Annotated in this window: 15 protein-coding genes; 8 read left to right on the plus strand and 7 right to left on the minus strand. The window is 58.8% G+C overall.

Annotated elements, in window-relative coordinates:
• Window positions 1-139 precede the first annotated feature (139 nt).
• Window positions 140-2,944: a glycoside hydrolase family 2 protein gene (locus CUU80_RS08320; protein WP_100496854.1), complete on the plus strand. Its 2,805-nt coding sequence runs from the start codon at window positions 140-142 to the stop codon at window positions 2,942-2,944.
• Between the two features lie 71 nt (window positions 2,945-3,015).
• On the opposite strand, the gene CUU80_RS08325 is transcribed toward CUU80_RS08320, so the two are convergent.
• The 7 genes from CUU80_RS08325 to CUU80_RS08355 form a co-directional block, all read right to left on the minus strand.
• On the minus strand, window positions 3,016-4,329 hold the full coding sequence (locus CUU80_RS08325) for an ATP-binding protein (protein WP_100496855.1): 1,314 nt from the start codon (window positions 4,327-4,329) through the stop codon (window positions 3,016-3,018).
• A gap of 371 nt (window positions 4,330-4,700) precedes the next feature.
• Window positions 4,701-6,098 carry an APC family permease gene (locus CUU80_RS08330; RefSeq protein ID WP_100496856.1) on the minus strand — a complete coding sequence of 466 codons (1,398 nt, stop codon included), beginning with the start codon at window positions 6,096-6,098 and terminating at the stop codon, window positions 4,701-4,703.
• A 38-nt stretch (window positions 6,099-6,136) separates the two neighbouring features.
• Window positions 6,137-7,039 carry an acetamidase/formamidase family protein gene (locus CUU80_RS08335; protein ID WP_100496857.1) on the minus strand — a complete coding sequence of 301 codons (903 nt, stop codon included), beginning with the start codon at window positions 7,037-7,039 and terminating at the stop codon, window positions 6,137-6,139.
• A 293-nt stretch (window positions 7,040-7,332) separates the two neighbouring features.
• Entirely contained in the window at window positions 7,333-8,808 is a 1,476-nt protein-coding gene (locus CUU80_RS08340) for an amino acid permease (RefSeq protein WP_100496858.1), read from the minus strand.
• A 192-nt stretch (window positions 8,809-9,000) separates the two neighbouring features.
• The gene (locus CUU80_RS08345) at window positions 9,001-10,107 is read right to left on the minus strand and encodes a glycoside hydrolase family 172 protein (protein WP_100496859.1); all 1,107 of its coding nucleotides are present in this window, start codon (window positions 10,105-10,107) and stop codon (window positions 9,001-9,003) included.
• Between the two features lie 70 nt (window positions 10,108-10,177).
• Window positions 10,178-11,191, minus strand: a complete 1,014-nt coding sequence (locus tag CUU80_RS08350) for a LacI family DNA-binding transcriptional regulator (RefSeq protein ID WP_100496860.1) — start codon at window positions 11,189-11,191, stop codon at window positions 10,178-10,180.
• A gap of 208 nt (window positions 11,192-11,399) precedes the next feature.
• Window positions 11,400-14,552 (minus strand): alpha-mannosidase, encoded by a 3,153-nt coding sequence (locus tag CUU80_RS08355; protein WP_100496861.1) that lies wholly within the window; start codon window positions 14,550-14,552, stop codon window positions 11,400-11,402.
• 323 nt (window positions 14,553-14,875) lie between these two features.
• Here CUU80_RS08355 and CUU80_RS08360 point away from each other — a divergent pair, with 323 nt between their 5' ends.
• The 7 genes from CUU80_RS08360 (at window position 14,876) to CUU80_RS08390 (ending at window position 25,475) form a co-directional block, all read left to right on the plus strand.
• Complete coding sequence (locus CUU80_RS08360) at window positions 14,876-16,195, plus strand: ABC transporter substrate-binding protein (protein WP_100496862.1); 1,320 nt, start codon at window positions 14,876-14,878, stop codon at window positions 16,193-16,195.
• A gap of 319 nt (window positions 16,196-16,514) precedes the next feature.
• Window positions 16,515-17,327, plus strand: a complete 813-nt coding sequence (locus CUU80_RS08365) for a carbohydrate ABC transporter permease (protein ID WP_240951050.1) — start codon at window positions 16,515-16,517, stop codon at window positions 17,325-17,327.
• 2 nt (window positions 17,328-17,329) lie between these two features.
• Complete coding sequence (locus CUU80_RS08370) at window positions 17,330-18,154, plus strand: carbohydrate ABC transporter permease (RefSeq protein ID WP_100496864.1); 825 nt, start codon at window positions 17,330-17,332, stop codon at window positions 18,152-18,154.
• A gap of 41 nt (window positions 18,155-18,195) precedes the next feature.
• A complete protein-coding gene (locus CUU80_RS08375) occupies window positions 18,196-19,842 on the plus strand; it encodes a glycoside hydrolase family 13 protein (RefSeq protein ID WP_100496865.1) in 1,647 nt (548 codons plus the stop codon).
• 337 nt (window positions 19,843-20,179) lie between these two features.
• A complete protein-coding gene (locus tag CUU80_RS08380; protein ID WP_100496866.1) occupies window positions 20,180-20,881 on the plus strand; it encodes an ABC transporter ATP-binding protein in 702 nt (233 codons plus the stop codon).
• Between the two features lie 94 nt (window positions 20,882-20,975).
• Window positions 20,976-23,777 (plus strand): FtsX-like permease family protein, encoded by a 2,802-nt coding sequence (locus tag CUU80_RS08385; protein WP_100496906.1) that lies wholly within the window; start codon window positions 20,976-20,978, stop codon window positions 23,775-23,777.
• Between the two features lie 189 nt (window positions 23,778-23,966).
• A complete protein-coding gene (locus CUU80_RS08390; RefSeq protein WP_100496867.1) occupies window positions 23,967-25,475 on the plus strand; it encodes an amino acid permease in 1,509 nt (502 codons plus the stop codon).
• The last annotated feature ends 169 nt before the right edge of the window (window positions 25,476-25,644 follow it).

Below are 25,644 nucleotides of genomic sequence, written 5' to 3' on the forward strand. Positions count from 1 at the left end.
TAGTGATGGCGATCGATAAACCGATTTAGTAGCGCACATATCTTGCCGGTGCGCTGCATGGACGGAACTTAAGCGCTTAAGATATTGGCGGTGCAGGTTTTCGGCCCACCCCTATGGAACATGCGATAAGGAAGTCACCATGACCCATACTCCACCCACGTTCACCCCGCTTACCGCAGGTTGGACGGTTCGCGCACTGAACCCGCAAGTTGCTCCGGCTGAAGTCCGCGACGCCATCGCCACCGGCATTCCGGCCACAGTCCCCGGCGAGGTTACGCTGGACCTGCTCAACGCCGGTCTTATCGACGAGCCGTTCGACGGCGACAACGAAAACCATCAGCAGTGGATCGGCGACATCGATTGGCAGTTCGAGACCACGTTCGACTGGCATGCGGACGGCAAGACCCGTCACGATCTGGTCGCGTACGGTCTCGACACCGTCGCTACCGTAACGTTGAACGGTCAGTTCGTCGGCTTCGCGCAGAACTATCACCGCTCCTACCGATGGGATGCGCGAGGTCAGCTGCGCGAGGGTGAGAACACGTTGGCCGTCACGTTCGCATCGTCCGTGCGCGAATCCGATCGCCGCGAACAGCAGGTCGGCTACTATCCGCACACTGAACATCACGCGTTCAACCAGTTGCGCAAGCCGAGCTACCAGTTCGGCTGGGACTGGGGCATTGACGTTGCGAACGCGGGCATGTGGCATGAGATCGGCATCGATTCATGGTCCGGCGTACGTTTCGCCGCCGTGCGTCCGCTGGTGGACGTGCGTCCCGATGGTGCCGGTGTGCTGACGACCACCGTTGAGATCGAACGAGAGGGCGAGGGCCGTGTGATGACCTCGGCCGACGCGCACACGCAGCAGAAGCCGGTGCCGGTCAGCGTAACCGTGGTCGGGTTCGGTGCGAACGTCACTGTTTCGGGTGAGGTCGAGTACGGTCGCGACAGTGCGACGCTGACTGCCGTCGTGCCGGACGTGCGGCGCTGGTGGCCGGCCGGCTATGGTGAGCAGCCGTTGTACGACGTGACGGTGATTGCTGGGGCAGAGGTTGGTGTTGCGGGCGGTGGCGTTACGGACAGTGACGTTGCGGACGCGACGTGGACCGGTCGCGTCGGCTTCCGTACCGTTCATGTCGATACGCGCGCCGACGAGATCGGCCGTCCGTTCCAGATCTATGTCAACGACGTGCCGGTGCATGCGCGCGGCTACAACTGGGTGCCGATCGACGCGTTCCTGAGTCGCGGCGACCGCGCGTTCTATGCGGCGCGGTTCGCCGATCTCATCGAATCGAATTCGAATATGGTGCGCGCCTGGGGCGGCAGCATCTACGAATCCGACGACTTCTACGACCTTGCCGACGAACTTGGCGTAATGGTATGGCAGGATTTCGCGCTCGCCTGCGCCGCCTACCCGGAGGACGCCGACACCCGTGCTGAGATCGAGGCCGAGGCGCGCGAACACATCAACCGTCTTGCCTCGCACCCGAGCCTGACGGTGTGGAACGGCTCGAACGAGAACTATGTCGCCTACTCCGAGTGGGGAGGCTTCAAGCAGGCGCTGCGCGACGACGATCGCCCCGCAAACGAATACGGCTACGGCGAAAAGGGTTGGGGCAACTACTATTACGCCGACCTGTTCCCGAAGCTGCTCGCCGAACTCGACCCGACTCACGTCTATTTGCCGAGCTCGCCGATGAGCTTCACCAAGTTCGTCGATGCGAACAAGGACATTGACGGCACCATGCATATCTGGGATGTGTGGAACCGCGTGGACTACCGCAAGTACGCCGACTACACCCCGCGCTTCGCGGACGAATTCGGCTATCAGGCACCGCCGGCGTTCAGCACGCTGACGCGTGTGGTGCACGATGAGCCACTGGAGCCGTTCGGCAAGCAGATGCTCGTGCACCAGAAAGCCGCGGGTGGCAACATCAAGCTCGCCCGCGGTATGCGCGGCCACCTGACCCCGGGCAATATCGACGATGTGAGCTATGGCGGCGTGGTGAACGGCAAGCCGTCCGATGGCGCGCACAGCTGGCTTATTCCGACCGACGAATGGGCGTCGATCGAGGACTGGCATTGGGCGTGCCAGCTGCAGCAGGCGCAGGCGATCCGTTTCGGCGTCGAACATATGCGCTCGTTGGAGCCGGTGAACGCCGGTACGCTGATCTGGCAGCTCAATGACGACTGGCCGGTCGTTTCGTGGGCGGCCGTTGACTATTACGGCCATCGCAAGCCACTGTGGTACGCGTCGCACGACTTCTTCGCGCCGCGATTCGCGACGATTCAGCCGCGGGTGAGCGAGCAGTACCGTAAGGACCACAGCTGGGAGGGCGTGTCGGTTGCGGCCGATCACCTTGCGCTGGTGATCGCGAACGATACGCTGGCGGCGTGGTCCGGTACGTGGACTGTGGAACGTCGTGATTTCGACGGTGCGGTGCTTGCGTCGCAGTCGTTCGATGTGACGTTCGCGGCCGGCAAGCCGGAGCATGTGACGCTGGCGCTTGATGAAGCGGTTGCGGCGTTCGGCGATGTGTCGCGCGAGGTGCTCGTCGTGACACCGGTTGCGGCTGGCAGCGCGGCTGATGATGGTTCCGGGGCGGCTGGTGCGGTTGCGGCTGGCGGCGCTGACGGATTCGCGCGCGTGATCTACAACCCGGCCGACGTGATCGACCAGCAGCTCGACTGCATGCCGATCGATGCAAGTGTTGTCGTCAATGCGAACGGTGGTTACGACCTGACCGTCACCGCGCGCGCGTACGTTCGCGACGTGTTCTGCATGGTTGACAAGGTCGATGAAGATGCGACGATCGATGGCGGCATGGTCACATTGCTGCCCGACGAATCGGTGACATGGCATATCACGGCGGCCGACGGCCTCGATCCGGCGGACTTCGTGGCACCGAACGTGCTGCGCTGCGCCAACGATCTCAAGCGCTAAACGATCTCGCCGCCGATGTTGTCGCGGCCCGTGAGTACGTGACTCGTACCGTTGACCGGCTGGCTTCCGGCCTAATCGTTGGCCAGCATCGACAGCATGTACATGGGTAGGTAGGTGACGTTTCCCTCGGTAAATACGTTGGTTTCAGCGAAAACGTACGCCTTGTCGATGCCGTAGCCGGGGGTCGTCATCGCCCTGTCGAGCGCGGCGTGGGAGCGGAAATACGCGCCCGACTTGATCTCCAGAGCCAGTACGTCGCCATCGTTCGTTTCGATGAGAAAATCCAGCTCACCGATGCCTTTCTTGGTGAGGTAGTACAGGTGCGTGAACCCGTGCGCCACAAATTCCTGCGCGGCGACGTTCTCGTACACTCCGCCCATGTTCATCGCTGCGTTGCCTGCGAGGATGCCCAGCACCGATTTCTTGCCGTAGGCGCTGACCAGCAGACCCACGTCCGAGTAGAACAGCTTCATGACCCGTCGTTCGCTGTTGATGCGCAGCGGGGCGACTGGGGCGGCGACGTTGAATGCCGGAAGCGCAACGTTAGCGTTCGTCAGCCATAGGAACTCGTTTTCGATCTGGGAGAACCGCTTGATATCGGTGATGGAACTGACTTGGAATCGGCGGTTCTGACTTTGCAGTTCGCCGGGAATGAGCCGGTAGATTTCCTGAATCGTCAGACGGTCTGCCTTGGGGGCGTACTGCTTGATGTCATGCTCGTAGTAGGCGCGAATATTCGACTGGACCGCACGCACGGGATCAATGACGCCGTTCGCGGTGAACGCGGCGACCGCCGCCGGCATGCCGCCGACTAGCAAATACCGGTGGAACAGTTCGGTGAGCCTATCGTGGATGAAATCGGGGGTGGCGTTTAGGTTGGCGAAACTGTCGCGGACAATATCGAACGCCGATTCGACCAACCCGTTCGCCCAGCAGAATTCCTCAAAGTCGAGCGGATACATGGCGAACTCGTCTAGATAACCGACCGGCAGTGAACGCACGTCCTCCAGTTCCACGCCAAGCAGCGAGCCGGACAGGATGTAGTCGTAGTCGCCCTTGTCTGCCAGCCCCTTGATGAAGGTTACGATCTGCGGACATTGTTGGATCTCGTCGAGAAACACCAGTGTGTGGCCTGGAACCAGCGGCACGCTCGACGCGACGGAGATGCGGAACAGGAGATCGTCGGGGCTGGTTGCTTGGGAGAACGAGCGGCGTGCGTTGTCGTCGAGCACCAGGTTGAATTCGACTATATGCTCGTACTCGTTGCGGCCGAACTCCTCGATGATGAAGGTCTTGCCCACTTGGCGCGCGCCGGTCACGAGTAATGCCTGCTTGGTTTTGTGATCCTTCCAGAATTTGATGCGGTAGTAAGCCTTGCGTTTCAATGGTTTCCACCTCCTCTATTTGCATTCGTTGCAATCTATATAGTGTATTATTCTACACTCGTCTGATTATGGATATGGCGATATTTTGCACTTATCCAGTTCTGTAAACGGCCGTTTATGGGACACAGCGTTCTCGTTGGATGTTTTATGAGTTATGAGATTCGCTGTCTGATAGTCGTTCATGTCTTTGCGTATGCCGAATTCTGATTCCGGCATCAGGCGCTTGTGAAATCGCTCCTCGAATAAGCTTAAGCTTCAAACAAACGAAGGGGCGGGCTGCGCATCATCAGATGTTGCAGCCCGCCCCTTCAGGGAGATGATTCGTTTGACCATGCTTCCATGGTGGATAATGGTCATCTCGTGGGTTTTCGTCACACGTTCAGCTGCGTGTCCCTCTTGAGCGCGAAGTGCAGGATGAGGTAGTAGACCAGGCCTACGGCCAGCCAGCTCAGGCCCAAGGTCTTGGATGCCGGGTCGAGGGAGATCCACACGTAGGCGATGATCACGAAGCCGATGATCGGCAGGACGAGGTGGTTGAGCCAGTCTCCGGTCTTCTTCTTGATGTAGAAGTGCCAGATCACGGTCAGGTGGAGCACTGCGAACGAGGTCAAAGCGCCGAAGTTGACGAGCTTGCCGATGGCCTCGGTGCCGAGCTGATCGAAGATAAGCACCAGAACCAGAGAGACCACGCCGACGAACAGGACCGCGATATACGGGGTCTTGGTCTTCGGATGGACGGCGCACAGGGCCTTGGGCAGCATGCGGTCACGGCCCATGGCGAACAGGATGCGGGTCAGAGCGGTCTGGGCAACCAGAGCGTTGAAGAAGCCCCAGGAGATTGCGGTCGCCAGCGCGGACATGACGTACAGTCCCTTGCCGCCGGCAACCTGGGACACCAGGTAGAAGGCGTTGTCGGGATCGTTAGCGAACACCTTGCCGTCTGGGCTGATCAGACCGGCAACGTAGGTCTGGAGCATGAACAGCACGCCGACCACGAGCAGGGAGACGACCATGGCGCGGCTCGGTCCCTTCTGTGCGTCCTCAGCCTCTTCGGACAGCGTCGAGATGCCGTCGAAGCCCAGGAAGGAGAGCACGCCCAGGGAGACGGCACCCATGACCAGGCTGATGTTGAACGTGGACGGGTTGTAGAACGGCTGGAGGGTGAAGCCATGCGAGTCGGGGCTGGAGGCCACCCACCACACGCCGACCACGACGAAGATCGCGAGCACGATGAGCTCAAGCACGAGCGCCACGATGTTGACGATCTTGGTGGCCTCGATGCCCAGGAAGTTCACGAACGTGTTGATCACGATGAAGATGACCGACCACGCCCACACCGGGATGCCCGGCACCATGCCGTTCATGGCACCTGCGGCGACCACATACAGCATGGTCGGAATGAGCAGGTAGTCCATAAGAATCGCCCAACCAGCCATGAAGCCGGCCCCCTTGGCCACGCCATGCGTCACGTAGCCGTAGACGGAGCCCGCCATCGGGAACTCGCGGGACAACACACCGTAGGTGAGCGCGGTGAAGATCATGGCGACCATGCCGATGAGGTAGACGAGTGCCGGCATGCCACCGGAACCATCGAACACACCGCCATAGATGCCGAACGGGGCGATGGGGACCATGAAGATCAGTCCGTAGACGATCATGTCCTTCACACTCAGGGCTCGTTTGAGCTCCTGCTTATATCCCATGGATTCGAGTGCCTCGTCGCTGGCCGCGACCTCGGCGCGCTCCTTGCTGTTTTGCTTTTCAGCCATTTTCTCCTCTTTATTTTTCCTGCGTCAGAACAATCGGCTCACAGTGCGAAGCCGAGCGCATCGAGCACGTGCTTGGGCACGGTGAAGCGCACGGTGCGCAGCGGGTCGACCATCTGGCACACGCCCACGTTGGCCGCGATGCTGAACAGCTGCACCAGTTCGGCCGGCTCACGACCCGTGCGATCGGCCACCAGATCCACCAGGCGGTGCACGGCACCATCGGCGGCCTCATCCAACGTCGGTGCCGAATAGATGACACCGAAGTTGTCCGCGTCCTCGAACAACGGCGTATCGAACTTCAGGTCCGGTTCTGCGGTCAGGGTCACCGTGGCGTAGCCGTCGATCTCGGCTCCGGATACGCCGACCTCGCCGTCGCCCATGGCCGCGTGCATATCACCCAATCCGAACAGAGCGCCGTCCACGTTGACCGGGAACCAGATGGTCGCGCCGGTGGTGATCTGGTTGTTGTCCATGTTGCCGCCGTGAACGTCCGGGGTTCCGCAGCTGACGGGGTCGCCGGCAGGCGCCACACCGATCACGCCAATCATCGGCTTGACCGGCAGACGCAGCTTATCGTCCCACACGACCTCGTTCGTCTCATGGTCGATAGGCACGATGTGCATGGCCCAATCGTCAAGCTTGTCTCCGTAGACGCCTTCCTCCTTGCCGGTGCAGCAGATGCCCTGCTTGCCGACTTCCATGGCATCGATGTGAACCTTGAGCATGCCGCCCTTCTTGGTGCCCTTGACGTAGATCGGGCCGGTTGCCGGGTTCACACGATCCCAGTCCAGTCCGTCAATGGTGTCCTCGTAGGACTGAATCTGGTTCGAGAAGCAGTCCTGCGCATGAATGCGCACAGTCTCGCCGGAATCCACGGTCAATACGGGTTCCGCATCCTTGGAGAAGGCGAACAGCACTTTCTCATCACTCAATTCGATCATCCGAACTCCTTTCCACACGGGATGCGGTATTGCCGCAAACCACCGGTGACGCAACAGGCTACGACATCCCGTCACAGGCGAACAACAAGATGAACATTCCCCACACAAGCAGTCGCCCAACATGGTCAATTAACGGTTACCGATGATAAGAACCCGCTATGCGGGACAACGCGGATCGTCCGAACACCGAACGACCGGAAATCTCGAATATGAGATTGGGCATATGAATCACGGTGATTCATATGCCCAATCAATTGTTCCGGACGGGTCGGTTGCCAGTAGCTAAACGGTGATCACTTCTTGGCTTGGGTGAGCTGGTAGGCCACGAAGAGGATGGCGAGCCAGATCACGCCGGCGATCACAGCGATACGGTAGCTGGCGGAGAAGCACATCAGCACAACGACCAAAGCCAAGAACGCGAGCACCACCCACGGGGTCACCTTGGCGAACGGCAGCTTGAAGTGAATCGCATCCAGCGCCGCCTGACCGGACTTACCGGACAGCTCGGTATCTTCCGGAGCGCCGCCCGCGGCAACCACCTTGCGGAACTTCATCTCGGTGAACATAATCATCGTCCAGTTGATGATGCCGGCGATCGTGGCGATCGACATCAGATAGTTGAACGCGAACTGCGGCCACACGAACACCACGACCACGGCAATCGCCGTAATCACAGCGGAAGTCAATACGCCGGCGACCGGCACACCCTTCGAGTTCAGGCGACCCAAGTATGCGGGCGCGTTGCCCTGCTTGGCCAGCGAGTACAGCATGCGGGAGTTGGCGTACAGGCCGGAGTTGTAGACGCTCATCACGGCGGTCAGGCACACGAAGTTCAGAATGCCGGCGGCTGCGTGAATGCCCACGGAATCGAAGATCTGCACGAACGGGCTCGACTGGCCATCGATGGTGTTCCACGGCACCACGGCCATGATCACGCCCAGAGCGCCGATGTAGAAGACGAGGATTCGCCAGATGATGTCGTTGGTGGCGCGCGGAATCGTGGTGCGCGGGTCTTCGGTCTCACCGGCGGTGATGCCGATGAGCTCGGTGCCGCCGAAGCTGAACATCACCACGACCAGAGCCATCAAGAGGCCGGTCCAGGAGCCGTCGGAAGCCTGACCCATCAGACCGTTCGGGAAGAAGCCGTCGCCTACAGTGAACCAGTTGGCGAAGCTTGCCTTGATACCGGAAGCGGTAGGCAGGGCGAAGATGATCACCGCAAGACCGCCCAAGATCATGGCGATCACGGCCACGATCTTGATGATCGCGAACCAGAATTCGAATTCACCGAACTTGGAGACGCCGAGCAGGTTCGCGGCGGTAATCAAAACCAGGAACACAGCCGCCGAAACCCAAGTGGGGATGGCCGGGAACCAGTAGTTCACGAAGCTGCCCACCACGGCGAGCTCCACCATGGAAACCAGAATGTAGTTGAACCAATAGTTCCAGCCGGAGATGAAACCGGCGCGCTTGGACCAGTACCGGGTGGCGTAGTAGCTGAATGCGCCGGCTTTCGGATCCTCCACGGACATTTCGGACAATGCACGCACGATCATGAAGATCGCAAGGCCGCCGATCAGGTAGGCCAGCAGAATGGACGGACCGGCCAGCGCGATGGATTCGCTGGAGCCGTAGAACAGACCCGTGCCGATGGCGCCGCCGAGGGCGATCAGCTGGATATGACGATTTTTCAGGGATTTGCGCAGCGTTGCCGGCACCGGCACGTCGTCGGTTTCGCGCGGCTTCTTGGACGCGTCAGTCTTGCTCATGACTTCTCTCTCGATTCTCGCGTGCGCTCGATCGTGAGCCGATCAAACGCGGGACTTGCCGCACGGCCTTCCGTTCGTCGGCCGCGCGCAATGTCCGCCATTGTATGCCCTGATGATGTCAGACATCGCGTTTTCGCTCGGTATGCATCGCCTGTTGAGATGGCATGAGGATGATTGTTGTACGTTCCGCGTTCAGCGCGGCCGGCGTGCGCGGGCGTCGGGCAGCGCCGGGAAGCTGCCGTGCGGCTCGTTCTGGTACCAATACGCAACCGAAGCGACGTCGTCCTGACGTTCGAAAGCGCCGCACGCCGCCGAGCCGATCTGCTGCACAGTGACGGTGAGCCGCTCGCGGAACACGATCGGATCGGGGATGTGCCAACGGTAGAGGCCACGCTGCGGCGGAGTGACGTCGTCATGGTAATCGCTGTGGATCAGCGGATCGTGCTGCGAGTAATACGGGTACCCCAGAAACTCCGTGCTGTAGCACTGTTCGACAGTGCGGCCATGCTCCTGCCGGGCGAAACTCCATGCACCGCCGAAATAATCCTCGGTGCCGGTGCTGCAGATGGTGGGGTAGTCGGTGTCCGAATCGATGTAGAACTTGAACTCGCCTTCGCCCCACCAGTATCGTTCGAGTGTGGTCAGCGCCAGGTAAGTGCCGACGTAATGACCGGAGCCGCGCACGCCGTCGAGCACGACATAGTCCTGCGCAGGCTGGGTGATGGGTTGACGTCGCCACTGTGCGTGGAAGGTGAGCAGGTCGTCGGCCGCGCCGGTCAGTGAAGCGACGTCGTCATACAGACGGTAATCGATCTGATAGAACAGGTCCTTGATGGGATTGGCGTGCTGGTTTTCCACCGTGATGCGGGCGTGACGGCGGAACGGCATCGGCCAATAGCAGTTCATGCCGCGTGACGGCAACGCCACCACCGGACCAGACGTGACGACTGCCGCACGACCGAATCCGCAACAGAAGAAATCACCCAGTGGACATTCCACACTCGGCTCGGTCTCTCCATCCCAGTACATGCGCAGCACCAGATCGCGCAGCACATAGCAGTCGGCGTCCGTGGTTTTCTCATCCACGGTGAACCAGATATGGGTGATCTGGCCCGGTCCGTCGATATCGGCGAGAGTCACCGTTGCGCCGGGCGCGATGTTGCGCAGACACGGCGACCCTTTGCGCGACGGGCCGAGCGCGCTTGCCGCCATGGCGGCTTTGCCGGGCTCGCCGTTCGGATTCTCGGCGTTGATCGCGCGCGAAACAAACGGCTGGGTATGGGTCAATGATGCAAACATGACGACTCCTGTGTCGGGTGTGGGGTGTTCCTGTCGTTATTTATTGGGCGTTCATCAAGGACGCATAACTTCAGGCGTCGGAATCTTCCGGGCACGGTCCGGTGGTTTCGCCGGGAAGGATGGTTGTAGGTACCACGGTGTGTGGTTCGTCGAGCTTTTCTTCGTTGATGAGAGCCAACGCTTTTTCCGCGGCGATTTGACCAATTCTGCGCGCGGGTTGTTCCACAGAAGAGAGCCCGAGCATCCGGTACGGTTCGAATGCATCGAAGCCGATTACCGAGATTTCATCCGGCACGCGGATTCCGCATCGGAACAGCTCGACCAGCATCGCTTCTGCATATTGATCTGACCAGCCGCAAATGGCTGTCGGACGCTGCGGCATGGCCAGCAGTTGTGCGACGGCTCTGCGTGCCGGCCGATATGGATTGTTGTCGATGGTGAGGGTGCCGCAGTCCTCAAGGCCGAGTTCGTCGATGGCTTGCCGGTATCCGAGAATGCGGTGATCCACGCCCCATAGATGTTCCTGCTTGTCGACGAAGCAAAAACGTTTATGGCCGAGAGCGTGAAGATAGCGTACGGCTTCGCCTTCGGCCTTGATATCGTCAATGCTGACCGAGCCTTGTGTGAATTTATTATTCAATGCGTTCACGGTGACGATTGGCATGCCCATGGATGTCACCGTTCGCTGTTCTTCGTCGGTTACGGAAAACGATACGATAAGCGCGTCGGCGTTACGGTCTGCCGGTAGATGCTGGAAGAAATCAGCGCGTTCGGTGTCGCCTCCGGCACGGTACACCAGAAGGTCATAATTGGCGGGGCGCAGAACATCGTAGAGACCATCTTGAATATGTCCGTTAAACGATGAGCTGAGTGACTCGCTGATAAGAAGTGCTATACGTTGTGTGCGGCCGTTGGCCAGAGCCGCAGCCGACTTGGAAGTGGTGTAGTTCAGCGCTTTGGCGGCTTCGACGACACGTTGACGAGTGGATTCAGCAACGCGTTCTCTGCCATGCAACGCGCGAGATACGGTGAACGTTGAAACTCCCGCGAGTTTTGCCACATCGGCGATGGTTGCGCGTTTCATCGTGGTCCTTTCAACGTCGCTGTGCGATCGGTAGTGGTGTAGAAGGGATCTGCCGTCGGCGGCAAATCCAGTACTAGAATATTATGCTTCGAACCGGATTGATATGTTCCTGTAATTCCGATTGGCTTATTTGTGTGGCGGCCTCGGTTGCTCGGCCAATTGAGGCCGCCACACAAAAATAAGTTCAGGCGTCTCCTATTTTCACCTGTCAGTTAGCACGATGTATCCGGAGCGTGGCGAGCTGGTACGGCCCAAACACCAATTGCGCGCCTTCGGCGTATTGCTCATCGTCTGGATGAATCTCGTCGGTAACCAGGGCAACGGGCTCGCCATCGTAATGTGCGATTTCCTCAAGCTCGTTGGTCTCAACGATGGTGGCTGGGCCGAGTAGATCAGAATTGACGTGCAACGTTGCGGCTGCAGGTGCGCCGGTAGCTTCGTACACGCGCACGATAAGATCGCCGGATCCGTCATCCGCCAGCTTCATCCAATCGATAATCGGTGTGCCTTGGGTGATTTCAAGGGCAATCGGCGGAAGTGTCGCCACAAGGTCGGTAATGGCTGGCGCGTTCAGCATATATGCCGCGGCGATGGTTGCCGGCAGCATGCCGTCGGAAGGTACTACAGACCAGTTGAAATCATGATCGCCTTGGTCGGCTTGGGGGTCGGGGGCGCAGGGGCCGCTGAGCAGTGACAGGCGAACCATGGTTCCGCATGTGTGTCCGTCAGATTGCAGGGGAGCGGTGTCGGATCCATAAGTGGAACCGTTCACCACGCCGACTGCATATCCGGGTTCGGATACATGGATGAATCGATGACTGCAATTCTCGAACATCGCTTCGTCGCGCAACGTGTTTTTGACCACGGGTCTTTCGATGGTGCCGTATTGGCAGTCATAGGTTGCGCGGTTTGCGATGATATTTGTCGGGATGTCAACTTTGAGGAATTGTTCTTGCGTGTGCCAAGCGACATGCGCGTGGAAATCAAGCTGACGGATTCCCGGGCGTAGGCTGATCGTGGTTTCGATGGCGCTGCTGCCGAATGTGAGACGAGCGTTAACGGATGCGGTGCCGTCCTTTTCCGTAGCGACGGATTCAACATAGCCGCCGGTGGGCGTATGGGCCGTGAGGAAAGCGTCACGCTCGATATCCCATGCGTCGAAGACGCTTGGTTCGTCCTTCAGCAGCTCGTAGCGGCCGAGCCTCGTGCCGGACGGTACGATTTCTCGCTGCGCTACGGCATCCCATAGCGACGATATGGTGCCATCCGATTCGATCGTGGCGCTCATGAGGCCATTGTCGAGCACGATCGAGCCGTCTGAACCGTTCCTCACGGAGACGGGGTCGGCATTGCCGGAGACATTGGGAACGGTGGCCCATTGCGAAGCGCCGTTTGCCGCCGGAAGCGGCGCGGCGAACGGGACGATCTTGCCGGAGCCGATGACCGGAGCATCTGGAAGTGCGCGTCGAATCACAGCGTTGGCGTCGTCGATGATGTTGTGCAGTGCCTCCATGTCGCGCGTGTACTCTGCACGTGCTTGCGTGTAGAGCCAGGCAATTCCCGAGCCGGGAAGAATGTCGTGGAACTGGTTGAGCAGGAGCGTTTTCCAGATGGCGTCAAGCTGCGTGCGCGGATACTCGTACTTTTGGTCTACGAGCGAAGCGAGCAGACCAAGATATTCGGCGGTACGCAACAGCGACTCGGTCTGGCGGCAGCCGCGTTTCATCTCCTGCTGGGCGGTAAGCGTGGCACGATGAAGTTCCAGATACAGTTCGCCTTTCCACACGGGGAATTCGTCGCCGGCCTCCCGCGCGATTTCTTGCTTGAGCTCGCTGAAGAATGCTTCAGGCGCTTGATATTCCGTGTGTGGCATGCCATCGAAATCACGGTATCGGGTAACGCGGCCGGCCATCTCGCGGGTTACTCCGCCGCCGCCGTCGCCGTAACCGAACAGCAGTGCTCCGGACGAGGAGATGTCCTTGTCCTTGTAATTATGCTCTGCATAGGTCAGTTCCTTGGCGCTCACTTCGGCCCCATAGGTGTCTGCGGGAGGGAAGTGCGTGAAGATGCGAGAGCCATCGATGCCCTCCCACATGAACGAGTGATGAGGCAACCGCGTGGTGTCGTTCCAAGATATTTTCTGCGTCAGGAAGTATTCATAGCCGGCTCTTTTCGCGATTTGCGGGAATGAGCCGGTATAGCCGAAGCTGTCTGGCAGCCAAATCACCTTGGTGTCGCATCCCAGATGCTCGCGATAATACCGTTTGCCGTATGAAATCTGACGAATCAGGGATTCGCCGCTGGGCAGCATGCCATCGGACTCCACCCACATGGCGCCCACGGGGATGAATCGTCCCTCTTGGATGCGTTGTTTCATGCGGGCAAAGAGGTCGGGGTGGGCTTCTTCAAGCCATGCGTATTGTTGGGCGGAGCTCATGGCATACAGGTAGTCGGGGTTCTGGTCCATCAAGGAAAGCGCGTTGGAGACGGTGCGGGCCACCTTGCGTTTCGTCTCACGTGTGGGCCACAGCCATGCTGAGTCAATGTGTGCATGTCCGATTGCTGCCAGATGCAGCGCTGAGCCGCCGGTCGGAGTGTGGATCGCCTTATCCAAAGCTTGTCGTGCGGCAGCGACCGTGCTGAGATCGCGCATATCGAATCGGTTCAGTGAGCGTTGCAGCGCTTTGGCGAGCTTCCAATATCGCGGCGAGTCATGATCCACCTGTTCGATGGCCATGCTGACAGCGTCAAGATCCATGTAATATTCGGCGAGTTCATGCTCGTAGGCGCATACATCGATTCCGTGGAATTCGTATCGTACGTCCGCGCGGCCCGTGGGGCCGGCACCCCAAGTGGTTTGCGGAAATGCCGGGATCATAGGGTTGTAGGCACCTTCGATGTACAACGTGAAATCACCGTTGTCGTCAATTACGGCGTCGCGTTTACCATCTGCCGAGATGAGAGGAGCCCAATGGTTCCGAGGGTGAAGGCCTTTGATGACGGTGCCGTCTGGACGGTAGACCAGGCCCTCTACTTGGCCGCCGACAGGACCATCGAGGAAACCGAGATGAGCTTCGAGTTCGATGGCTCGTCCGCGAGCCTCCTCGACGGGAATATGGCCTTGCACTTTGAACCATGTCGTGCCCCAAGAAGTACCCCATGGTTCGCCGAACGGCACGCTTTCGAACGGGACTTCGCCGCGTTCTGCCCGGGCGAGGAACTCGTCGGCAGGTTCAGGCTCACCCTGATTGGCGAACGCCTGCACGTTGCAGTGGCTGAGTACCGGGTGGATTCGAGGTTCGATGCGTTCCTTCATTACTCGTTTGCAGCGCTCCACCTGCTGCTGTGGCTTAAGAATCATGAATAATGCTCCTTTGCAAAACTGGTACGGAATGACGCAATGCCCTTATTGTAGCTAAGCGCTTTGGTTATTGAAACGCGAAGAGATTTCCATATGGCGTGTCGGATTAAAAAACGCTGAAATTCCAACATTTTTTGTTGTGAAAAACTGTAAAAAAGCAGCGTGTCTCGAACGGGTTTGACAGAAATAGCATTGTTGTTTTATGCTTTTTGTGTATAAACGCTTAGCTACTGAGTTGGTTTCCGGGAATCGGAGGTCACGAGTAGCTGGTGTTTGTCAAGGAAGACAACGACGCATAAGCGTTGAAGGAAAAGAGGTCAACAATGAACTCCCTCAAGAAAGTGGCAACGTTGCTCACCGTTACGGCGATGGCTTCCACCTTGGTCGCCTGCGGCCCGGGTGCTTCCAGCTCCAATGCCAATGCAAACACTGAAACGGTCAGCAAGGACCTCGGTGATGAGAAGATTGAGCTGAAACTTTGGGACGGTGCTGGTCTTAAGGCTATGGATGATGCCCTGATTAAGGCGTTCGAGGCCAAGTATCCGAACATCACCGTCAAGGCCACTTATGACCCCGACAACGTAAGCGCTCAGAACGGTCCGCGTGTCATCTCTGCATCCGAGACGCCTGATGTGGCGCGCATCACCGACATGGGTTCGGCCGTACGTGGCAAGCACGTCGTTGACCTTGAAGAATATGCCAAGCTATACGACTGGAATATCCCTGACAGCCAGACCGTCAATTACCGTCTCACGGATTCCGGCGAACTGGGCAGCGGCGACCTCTACGCCGTGCCGGATGGCTTCACGATGACCGGCATCTTCTGGAACAAGAAGATCGCGAAGCAACTGGGCATCACTGAAGCTCCGAAGACGGTGGCCGAGTTCGAAGCGGATCTGCAGAAGGCTAAGGATGCAGGTGTTCAGCCGATGATGGCTTCCTCCAAGGATGCAGGCATTATCCATCTCATCGACGGACTGATCATTAATGAGAATGGCGTCGATGCGGTGCGTGCATGGACGCAGCAGCGTGACGGCGCAACTATTGACACCGACGGAACCGCCAAGGCTGCGCAGTACATTGCCGACTGGGCCAGCAAGGGATACTTCCCCGATGGCGTGAACGCACTTGATTCCTCTACGGCGCTGGCGCGCTTCACCAAGGGTGAGGGCCTGTTCTTCCCCGCTGGCAACTGGTATACGTCGTCCGTGTCCGAAGCACTTGGTGAGGATGCCGGATTCATCGCCGTGCCGCCGAAGACCGAAGGCGAGGGTGCCGGCGGCGCACTGGATGGTGCCACTCCGTTCGGTATTCCCACCAATGCCAAGCACAAGAACGCTGCGGCTGCATTCCTGAACTTCCTGACCACTGACGAAGCACGTCAGATCGCCATCGACAACGGTTATGCTCCGCTGGGCGAAGGTGAAGCCAAGAGCGACGATCCGGTTATGCAATCTGTGCTGGATACCTATGCGGCTTTCATCAAGGGTGGCAACACCGCGACGCATATCTCCAACTCGACGGCTGGCATTCAGGCCAACGCTCTGATTCCGGCCATTCAGGAGCTCGTGGATGGCTCGCTCAAGCCGGCCGACTTCGGTGCTGAGATTCAGGCCAAGTACGCGGACGAGCTTGGCAAGTAATCGATTGCTTGACTAGCTGCCGTGTATGGCCAGGCATCGACCATACACGGTGTAAGTGGCCGGTTGGCTCGACAGGGCCGACTGGCCACCCTCTATGCAAAACACCCAGTGGAAACGAAACGGTACATGAAAGCAGACGGCAATGTCTTCTGAGCTTCTTGCTGGAGAGCGTATGGCGGAGCGCTCGTCAGCTCATCAACAATCCGCACCGGCAGCGTCGTCAATCGACGGGAAGCTTGCCGCCAATAAGCGTAAGGAACAGATCAAGCGGGCCATTCGCGGATACCTGTTCATTCTTCCGGCATTGCTGTTCTATGTGATGTTTGAGCTGTGGCCAATCATTCAGACCGTTTGGTACTCGTTCTACAACTGGAACGGCATTGATGCGAGTACTTGGGTGGGCTTCGGCAACTATATCCGTGTGTTCACGGATTCCGAACTCTTCAGCAGCATCGGCCATGCGTTCTATCTGATCATCTTCTTCTCCATCATCCCCGTTGGCCTCGGCCTGATTATCGCTGCGCTGATTAAAGACGTGAAGTCGCAGATGGGCAAGGGTTTCGCCCAAGTTTGCCTGTTCCTGCCCCGAGTTATCCCTGGCGCCGCAGCTGCTGTGGCTTGGACTTGGATGCTTGCGGATAACGGCACTGTCAACCAGATGCTTAAAGCGGTTCATCTTGGCGGTTTCGCACATACTTGGCTTGGCGATCAGAGCACTGCATTGAATGCAGTCGGTGTGATTGGCTGCTGGCTGCAGCTTGGTTTCTGCATTGTGCTTCTGCTCTCCGGCATCGGCGCGATTGATCAGTCTCTCTATGAGGCCGCTTCTTTGGATGGTGCAGGTTGGTGGCGTCAGTTGTTTGCCATCACCATCCCCGGTCTGCGTGGCCAGATCAGCGTCTGCTTCACCATGACCATCGTTGCCGCGCTCGCCAGCTTCGATGTGGTGTTCATGTCAACCCAGGGAGGTCCGGGAACCTCAACCATGGTGCCTGGCGTACAGGTTTACCGCCTCGCCTTCCAGCAAAGCCGTGTGGGTCTGGCCTCGGCGCTCGCCGTGGTGCTGATGGTTATGGTGCTGTTGGTTGTTGGCCCATTGCAGCGTCTTATTGAAGGAAAGAAGGAGGCCTAATCATGAAGAAGCCGCTTTCCGTTCGTGCGGCCGGCAACATCGTGCTGGTCGTGATGATTCTGTTCTCGATCCTGCCGTTCTTCAGCATGTTCTCCGCGGCCATCCAGCCGCAGGGTTCTATGCCGGAAGGAATCCAGTTCACCGCGCATCCCCATTGGGAGAACTTTGTAGATGCGTGGAACATGGCCAATATTCTGCCGTTGCTCAAATCCAGCACTATTCTTGTGCTGGTTGTTGTGCCGACGGTGGTGTTCTGCTCGGCACTTGGCGGATATGCCCTTGCACAGCTGCGTATTCCAGGACGCGGCATTATCTACGCCATCTTCCTGATCGGTCTGACGATTCCGTTCGAGACTCTGGTTACTCCGCTGTATTATGAGATGGATGGTCTGGGTTTGCTCAACACCCGTTGGGCGCTAATACTGCCATTGATCGGCTTGAACCTGTCTTTCGGAATCGTATGGATGCGGTCCCATTTCGAGCAGATGCCGCGTGATCTTATGGAAGCCGCATCCATCGATGGTGCCGGCGATTTCCGTACGTTCATTCATATTCAATTGCCGCTGTCGCTGCCGGCACTGTCTTCGCTAGCGATTCTGACATTCCTATCCACGTGGAATCAGTTCCTGCTGGCGGTCGTGTTGATTAACGATCCGCTGAAGCGCACTATGGCAGGTGCCTTGCAGTCGTTCGTCGGCACGTACCAGACTGATGTAGTGCTGCTGAATGCAGGTGCTCTGCTCATTATGGCACCGACGATGATTCTGTTCATCGTCTTGCAGCGTTACTTCATTCGCGCCATGCTGGCCGGCTCGGTCAAGGGCTGATGGTCGCGGCGTAACGGCGTGCTTTCTGAAAGGCAGTGATTATGACGATTGCAACTCGCCAAGCCCCATCCTTCTGGGATACGGCTTTGGTCTACCAAATCTATCCTCGATCGTTCATGGATGGTGATGGCGATGGCATCGGTGATTTTCCCGGTGTGCTCCGACGTATGGACCATCTTGTGGAGCTTGGCGTAGATGCAATCTGGTTTTCGCCGTTCTATCCTTCGCCATTGGTGGATGGAGGATACGATGTGGCCGACTACCGTAACGTGGACCCCCGTCTGGGAACGCTGGAGGACTTCGATGCGGTTGTTGCTTCGGCGCACGAACACGGTATCCGTATTCTGGTGGATATCGTTCCCAACCATACGTCATCCAAACATCCGTGGTTCATTGAAGCGCTCGCTGCGGAACCGGGCTCGCCGGCCCGTGACCGGTATGTGTTCAGGATGGGTCGGGGAGACCATCACGAGTTGCCTCCGACCAACTGGCAGAGCAATTTCGGCGGCAGCGCTTGGGAACCGTGCGGTGACGGATGGTATTACCTGCATCTGTTCGACAAGGAGCAGCCGGATCTCAACTGGGAAAATCCGCAAGTCCATGAGGATTTTCGCCGCACGTTGAGATTCTGGGCGGACCGGGGCGTTGACGGTTTCCGTATCGATGTGGCGCATGGCCTGTCCAAAGATCTTTCGGAACCATTGCGGGACAGGCCCGATCCAACGTTGGTCTCGCCGCAGGCCGACGATGGCAGCGACCCGCTTTGGGATCGAGACGCGGTGCACGATATCTATCGTGAATGGCGTCAAGTCATGAACGAGTATGTTCCTGCACGCTACAGTATCGGCGAAACTTGGAGTCCTTTCACTCCGCGCGTGTTTGATTACGCGCGCAAGGACGAACTTGACGGCGTGTTCGACTTTTCGCTCCTGAAGGCATATTGGGGTCGTGACGAGTACCGTAAGGTTATCGAACGCACGTATAGGGGCTTCCGTGCGGTCGATGGTGCTCCGACATGGACACTGTCGAATCATGATGTGCCTCGCCATGCGACTCGGCTGGGTTTGCCTGCGGATGTCGATTTGAATGAATGGATTACATCTGCTGGCACGATGCCACAGGTCAACCCTGTCGAAGCTTCCGAGCGAGCTCGCTCCGCTACCTTGATGATGCTCGGCCTTCCCGGCACCGCATATATCTATCAAGGCGAAGAACTCGGCTTGCCCGAGGATTTTGACTTGACCGAGGACGAATTGCAGGATCCTCAGTGGGAACGCAGCGGTCATACCATGCGAGGTCGTGATGGTTGCCGTATCCCGCTGCCGTGGGAGCGGGAATCGGTTGCTTTCGGCTTTAACAACACCGGTCGTTCATGGCTGCCGCAGCCTGACTGGTATGGCAGATTTGCCGCAGACGCAGAGGCGGATGAGCCTGATTCGTTCCTGACCATGTATCGCAAGGCCATCGCCTTGCGCCGGACGTATTGCCAATCCGATTTGGATATGATCTGGCATGATGACAATCCGGCCGTGCTGCATTACAGTCGTCCGACCGGACTGCATGTGCTGGTCAACTTCGGTACTGATCCCGTTGAGTTGCCCTCTGATGCAGAGCTGCTGATGGGCACCCATATTAATGATGGACGATCGGTTCCGCCGTCCCACGCGGCATGGTTCACGGTCGGCTGAGCCGATAACGGCGGTTTAGCCGTTCATATTCTTGCGGCGGGTCTTGTTTTCCCCTTTTCTCAAGACCCGTCGCATTTTTTATGCTGCTGTGCATCATGTGGCAGCGTGTTGCCTCGATTCGGACCATGCGATTCTGGGGCGCAACTATTTTTGGCTGATTTGCGGTCGGGGGGGCATCGGGAAATCGTCGGAGACCGCTGGGGGAAAACTCAACTCAACTCCTCCTCGCGAACGCTATAGACTTGAATACATGAGGCGAAGTGGTGCGCGACGTCGTCCGAAGCGTTCGCCGTCGTCCGAAACGTCCGAAACGTCCGAAACGTACAAGGGGTGTGCGATGGCGTATATCGAATTCGATCATGTGGTCAAGGAGTATGCGTCCGGTTCCGCGGCGATTCGGGCGCTGGATGAGGCGAGCTTCACCGCCGATCAGGGCGAGTTGACGGTGATCCTAGGCCAATCGGGCGCAGGCAAGACCACGGCGCTGAACATTCTGGGCGGCATGGATACCGCCACGTCCGGTCGCGTGGTGGTCGGCGGTCGCGATATCACCGGGCTGAGCCGCCGCGAACTCATCGCATACCGTCGTACCGACATCGGTTTCGTATTCCAGTTCTACAATCTCGTGCCGAATCTGACCGCGCTGGAAAACGTGGAATTGGCCAGCCAGATCTGCCCGGATCACTTCGATCCGGCTGAGACGTTGCGCAAGGTCGGGCTGGGGGAAAGACTCGATAATTTCCCTGCGCAACTTTCCGGCGGCGAGCAGCAGCGCGTCTCCATCGCCCGCGCCATCGCCAAGAAACCGAAGCTGCTGCTGTGCGATGAGCCGACTGGCGCGCTCGACTACGAGACCGGCAAGGAAGTGTTGCAGTTGCTGCAGGATATCTGCCAGACGCAGGGCATGACCGTCCTGATCATCACGCACAATTCCGCGCTCGCGCCAATGGCGCACAAGGTGATCCGATTCCGGTCCGGCAGGGTGGTGGGCGAAGAAATCAACGCTCAGCCCACACCGATTGCGGATATCGAGTGGTGAGGCGGTGAAATACATCGTGAAACACCCCGTGAAACGAAATCGCACGGTGAAATACCATGTGAAACAATCCGTGAAACATCGCCACGGCTTCGGCATGTCAGGCGCGTTCGCCAAGGACATGTTGCGCATGTGGGCGCGCAACTGGAAGCGATTCGCCTCGATCGCTATCATCACCATGCTGGGCGTGGCGGTGCTTACCGGCATTTATGCCGGCTGCCGTGATATGTTCCGCGGTGCCGACCGGTTTCTCGACAGCCAACGGCTTTACGACATCCAGATCGTCTCCACGCTTGGCCTCACCGATGACGACGTCGCCGCGCTCAAGGCCGTCAATGGCGTCGAACGGGTGCAAACGGAACGCTCCGCCGCCGCGACCGTCATCGTGAACGGCAGCAATGAGTCGGTGACGTTGACCGAAATCGGTACGAACGGCATGAACCAGCCGTATCTGCAGGAAGGCAGACTGCCGGTCAAGTCCGGGGAAGTGGCCGTCACCAAAAAATTCGTGCGGGACAGCGGACTTATGATCGGCGATCGGCTGAACGTTGCGCTTGGCAAGGTTGCGGCATCCGCTTCGTCCGAAAAGGACAAGTCAGATGATGCGACGGCGTCGGGCGACGCCGGCAACGAGTCGTCGGGCGACGACTCGACTCCGACTTTCCCCACCGATCTCACCATCACCGGCATCGTGCTGGACCCGCTCGACCTGCAGAATCCGGAAGGATACTCGGCGGGCGCGTTCCGCAGCTCAGCCACCACCGACTACACGTTCTTCCTGCCGTCCGATGGCGTAAGCGGCACCGTCTACACTGCCATATCGCTGGAAGTCGAGGGTGCCTCCGCACTCGACACCTTTACCGACCGGTATGACGACGTCGTCCGCGCGGTCCGCGAACGTATCGAAACCACAATCCAAGCCAAGCGGCAACAGGCCCGCCGGCAGCAGCTTATCGACGAGGCGAACCAGCGCATCGCGGACGCCCGCGCCAAAGCCGACCGGCAGATCGCCGAGGCCCAAGCCGAACTGGACAAGCAGGCAGCCTCGGTGGAATCCAGCATCCCACAGGCCCGTTGGTATGTGAACACCAGGTCCACGGCCGGCACGTTCTCGTCGCTGGAATCCGATCTCAACTCCATCGAATCGATCGGTCGCGCGTTTCCCGTGGTGTTCCTGCTGGTCGCCGTGCTGATGAGCCTGACCACGATGACCCGCATGGTCGAAGAGGATCGCGGACTGATCGGCACATACATGGGGCTCGGTTACGGCAACGCGCTGATCGCCTCGCGATACGTGCTGTTCGCGCTGCTCGCCTGTCTGATCGGCGGCGGATTGGGTGATCTCATCGGCTTCCTGGGCATTCCGGCGTTTCTGCTCGTCGTGTTGGAAGGCATGTATGTGGTGCCGGGCGTCACATTGCTCTACGACTGGGCGTACGGTTCGGTCGGCGTGCTGCTGTTCGTGGTGGGCGTCGCGGTGGCGACCATCGTGGCATGCCGCGGCGAGGTGCGGCATATGCCGGCCGAACTGATGCGGCCCAAGTCACCGAAATCCGGTTCGCGCGTGCTGCTGGAACGCATCGGGCCGCTGTGGCGGCGCATGAAATTCCTCAACAAGGTCACCGCGCGCAACCTGTTCCGCTTTAAGGGCCGCCTGTTCATGACGGTCGGTGGCGTGGCCGGCTGCACCGCGCTGATCGTGTGCGGACTGGCCATCAACGATACGGTGGATGCGCTGCCGGTGACGCAATATCAGGACGTGTATCGGTACGACCTGATGGTCGTGACCGATCACGACGCCTTGAGCCCGGTGCGCTCGCGGCTATTGGAGAACAACGCAATCAATGACTCGACCGCGCCGGCCGCCGGTGCCTTGACGCTTGCGCGCGTGGAAAGCGGGGAAATCACTACGATTGCCGATTCCGGCGGTGCTGGCGAATCCGAAACCGTGCAGCTGATCACGGTGCCGTACGCCGATCAGTTGACGAACATCGCCGACTTCCGTTCGTCGGTGGACGGTACGACGATTCGTACGGACCTGCTGGATCGTGCGGGTCGTGCGGATGCGGAGTCGTCCGGCGTCATCGTTGCGCAAAGCGCGGCGAATGCGCTGGGTATTGAGGCCGGCGACACGGTGACGCTGGAGAACGGCGACGCTGCGCGCGAAACGGTCCGCGTGTACGCCGTCAGCCGGTCCGTAATCGGTGCGGATGTGTATATGACGTCCGAGTATTACCGGGAAGCATTCGGCGGGGGAGCTGAGGGTTCCGGTTCGACCGACGAATCCGATAGTGATGGCAGCGGTGCTGGCAGTGCGTCCAACTCACGTGACTATACGGCGACTGAAGTCAATGGCGTGGAAATGAACGCGATATTCGCGCGATTCGTCGGCTCGGATGACGATCAGATCGCCTATGCGGACCGGCTCGCCGAGGAACAGGACGTGTTGAGCGTGACGAGTACGGCGGATATGCGTCGCCGGTTCAGCTTCGATCTGATGGGTGCGGTGGTGGCGCTGATCGTCGCGCTCGCCGGTGCGCTGGCATTGGTGGTGCTGTTCACGCTCGCCAATACGAACGTCTCCGAGCGTGTACGCGAGATGGCCACGCTCAAGGTGTTGGGTTTCTTCGATCGTGAAGTGCATACGTATGTGAACCGCGAGATGTTGATCTTGACGTTGATGGGCATCGCCGTGGGACTGCCGCTCGGCCGTTGGATTGGCGGACTGCTGACGGCTGCGCTGAATATGCCGGGGCTGTATTTCGCGGTGACCGTGCGGTGGTACAGCTATGCGATCGCCGCTGCCGTAACGCTGGCGTTCGCGCTGTTGGTGCAGTTGCTTACCAATCCGGTGCTTGATCGAATCGACCCGGTGTCGTCGCTGAAAAGCGTGGAATAACGGGTGTGTGGCGATTGCCATATATCGAAACTGACTATTATCCACGAAAAGTTCAATTACCTCTGTCGAAATTGAACTTTTTGGCGAAATAATCACCGTATCATCACATTATATGACTGAATCGGCCGGTCGTTAGCGTAGGTGCCGATGATACAGTTTGAACCTGTTACGGAAAGAGCAGGTGAGTTGATGAGCGAGAGTCATAACAGCGGTCAGGCGAACAGCGCCTTGACATCCGTCGAGCATCTCGACAAAGACAACGAAATGGCACGCGGACTGAACAATCGTCATGTGCAGTTCATTGCCATCGGCGGCACCATCGGCACCGGTCTGTTCCTGGGATCCGGCAAGTCCATTTCCCTGACCGGTCCGAGCATCGTGTTCGTGTACATCGCGGTGGGCATCATCATGTTCCTGCTGATGCGCGCGATCGGCGAACTGATGTACCGCGATCCGAGCCAGCACACGTTCATCAACTTCATCACCCGGTATCTGGGCAACGGGTGGGGGCATTTCGCCGGATGGTCGTACTGGATCGTGCTGGTGCTGATCGGCATGAGCGAGATCACAGCCGTGTCCACGTATTTCATCACGTTCTTCGACACGTTTGGCATGGATCTTTCGCACTGGAAATGGCTGATCGAGCTGTGTTTCCTAGCCGCGTTGGTGACTATTAACCTGATTGCCGTCAAAGCGTTCGGCGAGGCGGAATTCTGGTTCTCGATGATCAAGATCACGCTGATCTGCGCGATGATCGCCACCGCTGTGGTCATGGTGGTGATCGGCTACCATTACAACGCCGTGCAGATCACCGGTCAGGATGGCGTCTCGCCGGCCGGCCACGCGGGGCTCGACAACATCACCAATAATTTCTCCATCGCGCCGAACGGGTGGCTGGCGTTCCTGATGAGCTTCCAGATGGTGTTCTATGCCTACGAAATGATCGAGTTCGTGGGCGTCACCGTCTCCGAAACGCAGAACCCGAGGAAGGTGCTGCCGAAAGCCGTGAACGAGATCATCGTGCGCGTGCTCATCTTCTACGTGGGCGCTTTGCTGGCCATTATGGCCATCGTGCCGTGGACCACGTTCAAGCCGAACAAGGACGGCTCCTTTGCCTCCCCGTTCATCATGGTGTTCCAGTATGCCGGCCTGAACTGGGCTGCGGCGCTGGTGTTCTTCGTGGTGATCACCGCCGCGTCCTCCGCCCTGAATTCACTGCTGTACTCGGCCGGCCGTCATCTCTACCAGCTGGCCGCGGACTCCGAATCGCCTACCTTCCAGAAGATCGGTGTGGTGTCCAAACGTCAGGTGCCGGCACGCGCGATTCTCGTCTCCGCGGCGCTGATTCTGCTTTCCCCGGTGGTCAATGCGATTCCGGGCGTTTCCGGCGCGTTTGTGCTGTTCGCCTCCGCGTCGTCCGCGGTGATCATCTTCATCTACACGCTGACGATGATCGCGCACCGCAAGTACCGTCGTTCCGCCGACTTCATTCCCGACGGATTCGTGATGCCGGCCTGGCGCGTGACCAATACCATCGCCATCGCGTTCTTCGTATTCGTGTACTGCACGCTGTTTTTGGCGGATGATACGCGCGGCTCGGCCATCGCCGGTCTGGTTTGGCTGGTGGTGTTCGGCGGCTACTGCGCGCTGCGCGAGCACTATCGCAGCCGCGATCTGAAGGAAGCGTTGGGCCGGTAGCGCTGAAGAAGGGTTGATCCCCGGGCGATTTGGGCGGCTGCCCAGTGGGATTGACCGGCTCGCGGTGAGGTTGCGCGATTTCCGGTGGATCTAGGAGCCGTTGATCGGTGAGCCGTACCGTTTCGCTCTTCCTCGCGCTCTCTTTTTGCGAATATGTACCACTGAGTTG

The organism is Bifidobacterium scaligerum, from assembly GCF_002802865.1.
Taxonomy (GTDB): Bacteria; Actinomycetota; Actinomycetes; order Actinomycetales; family Bifidobacteriaceae; genus Bifidobacterium; species Bifidobacterium scaligerum.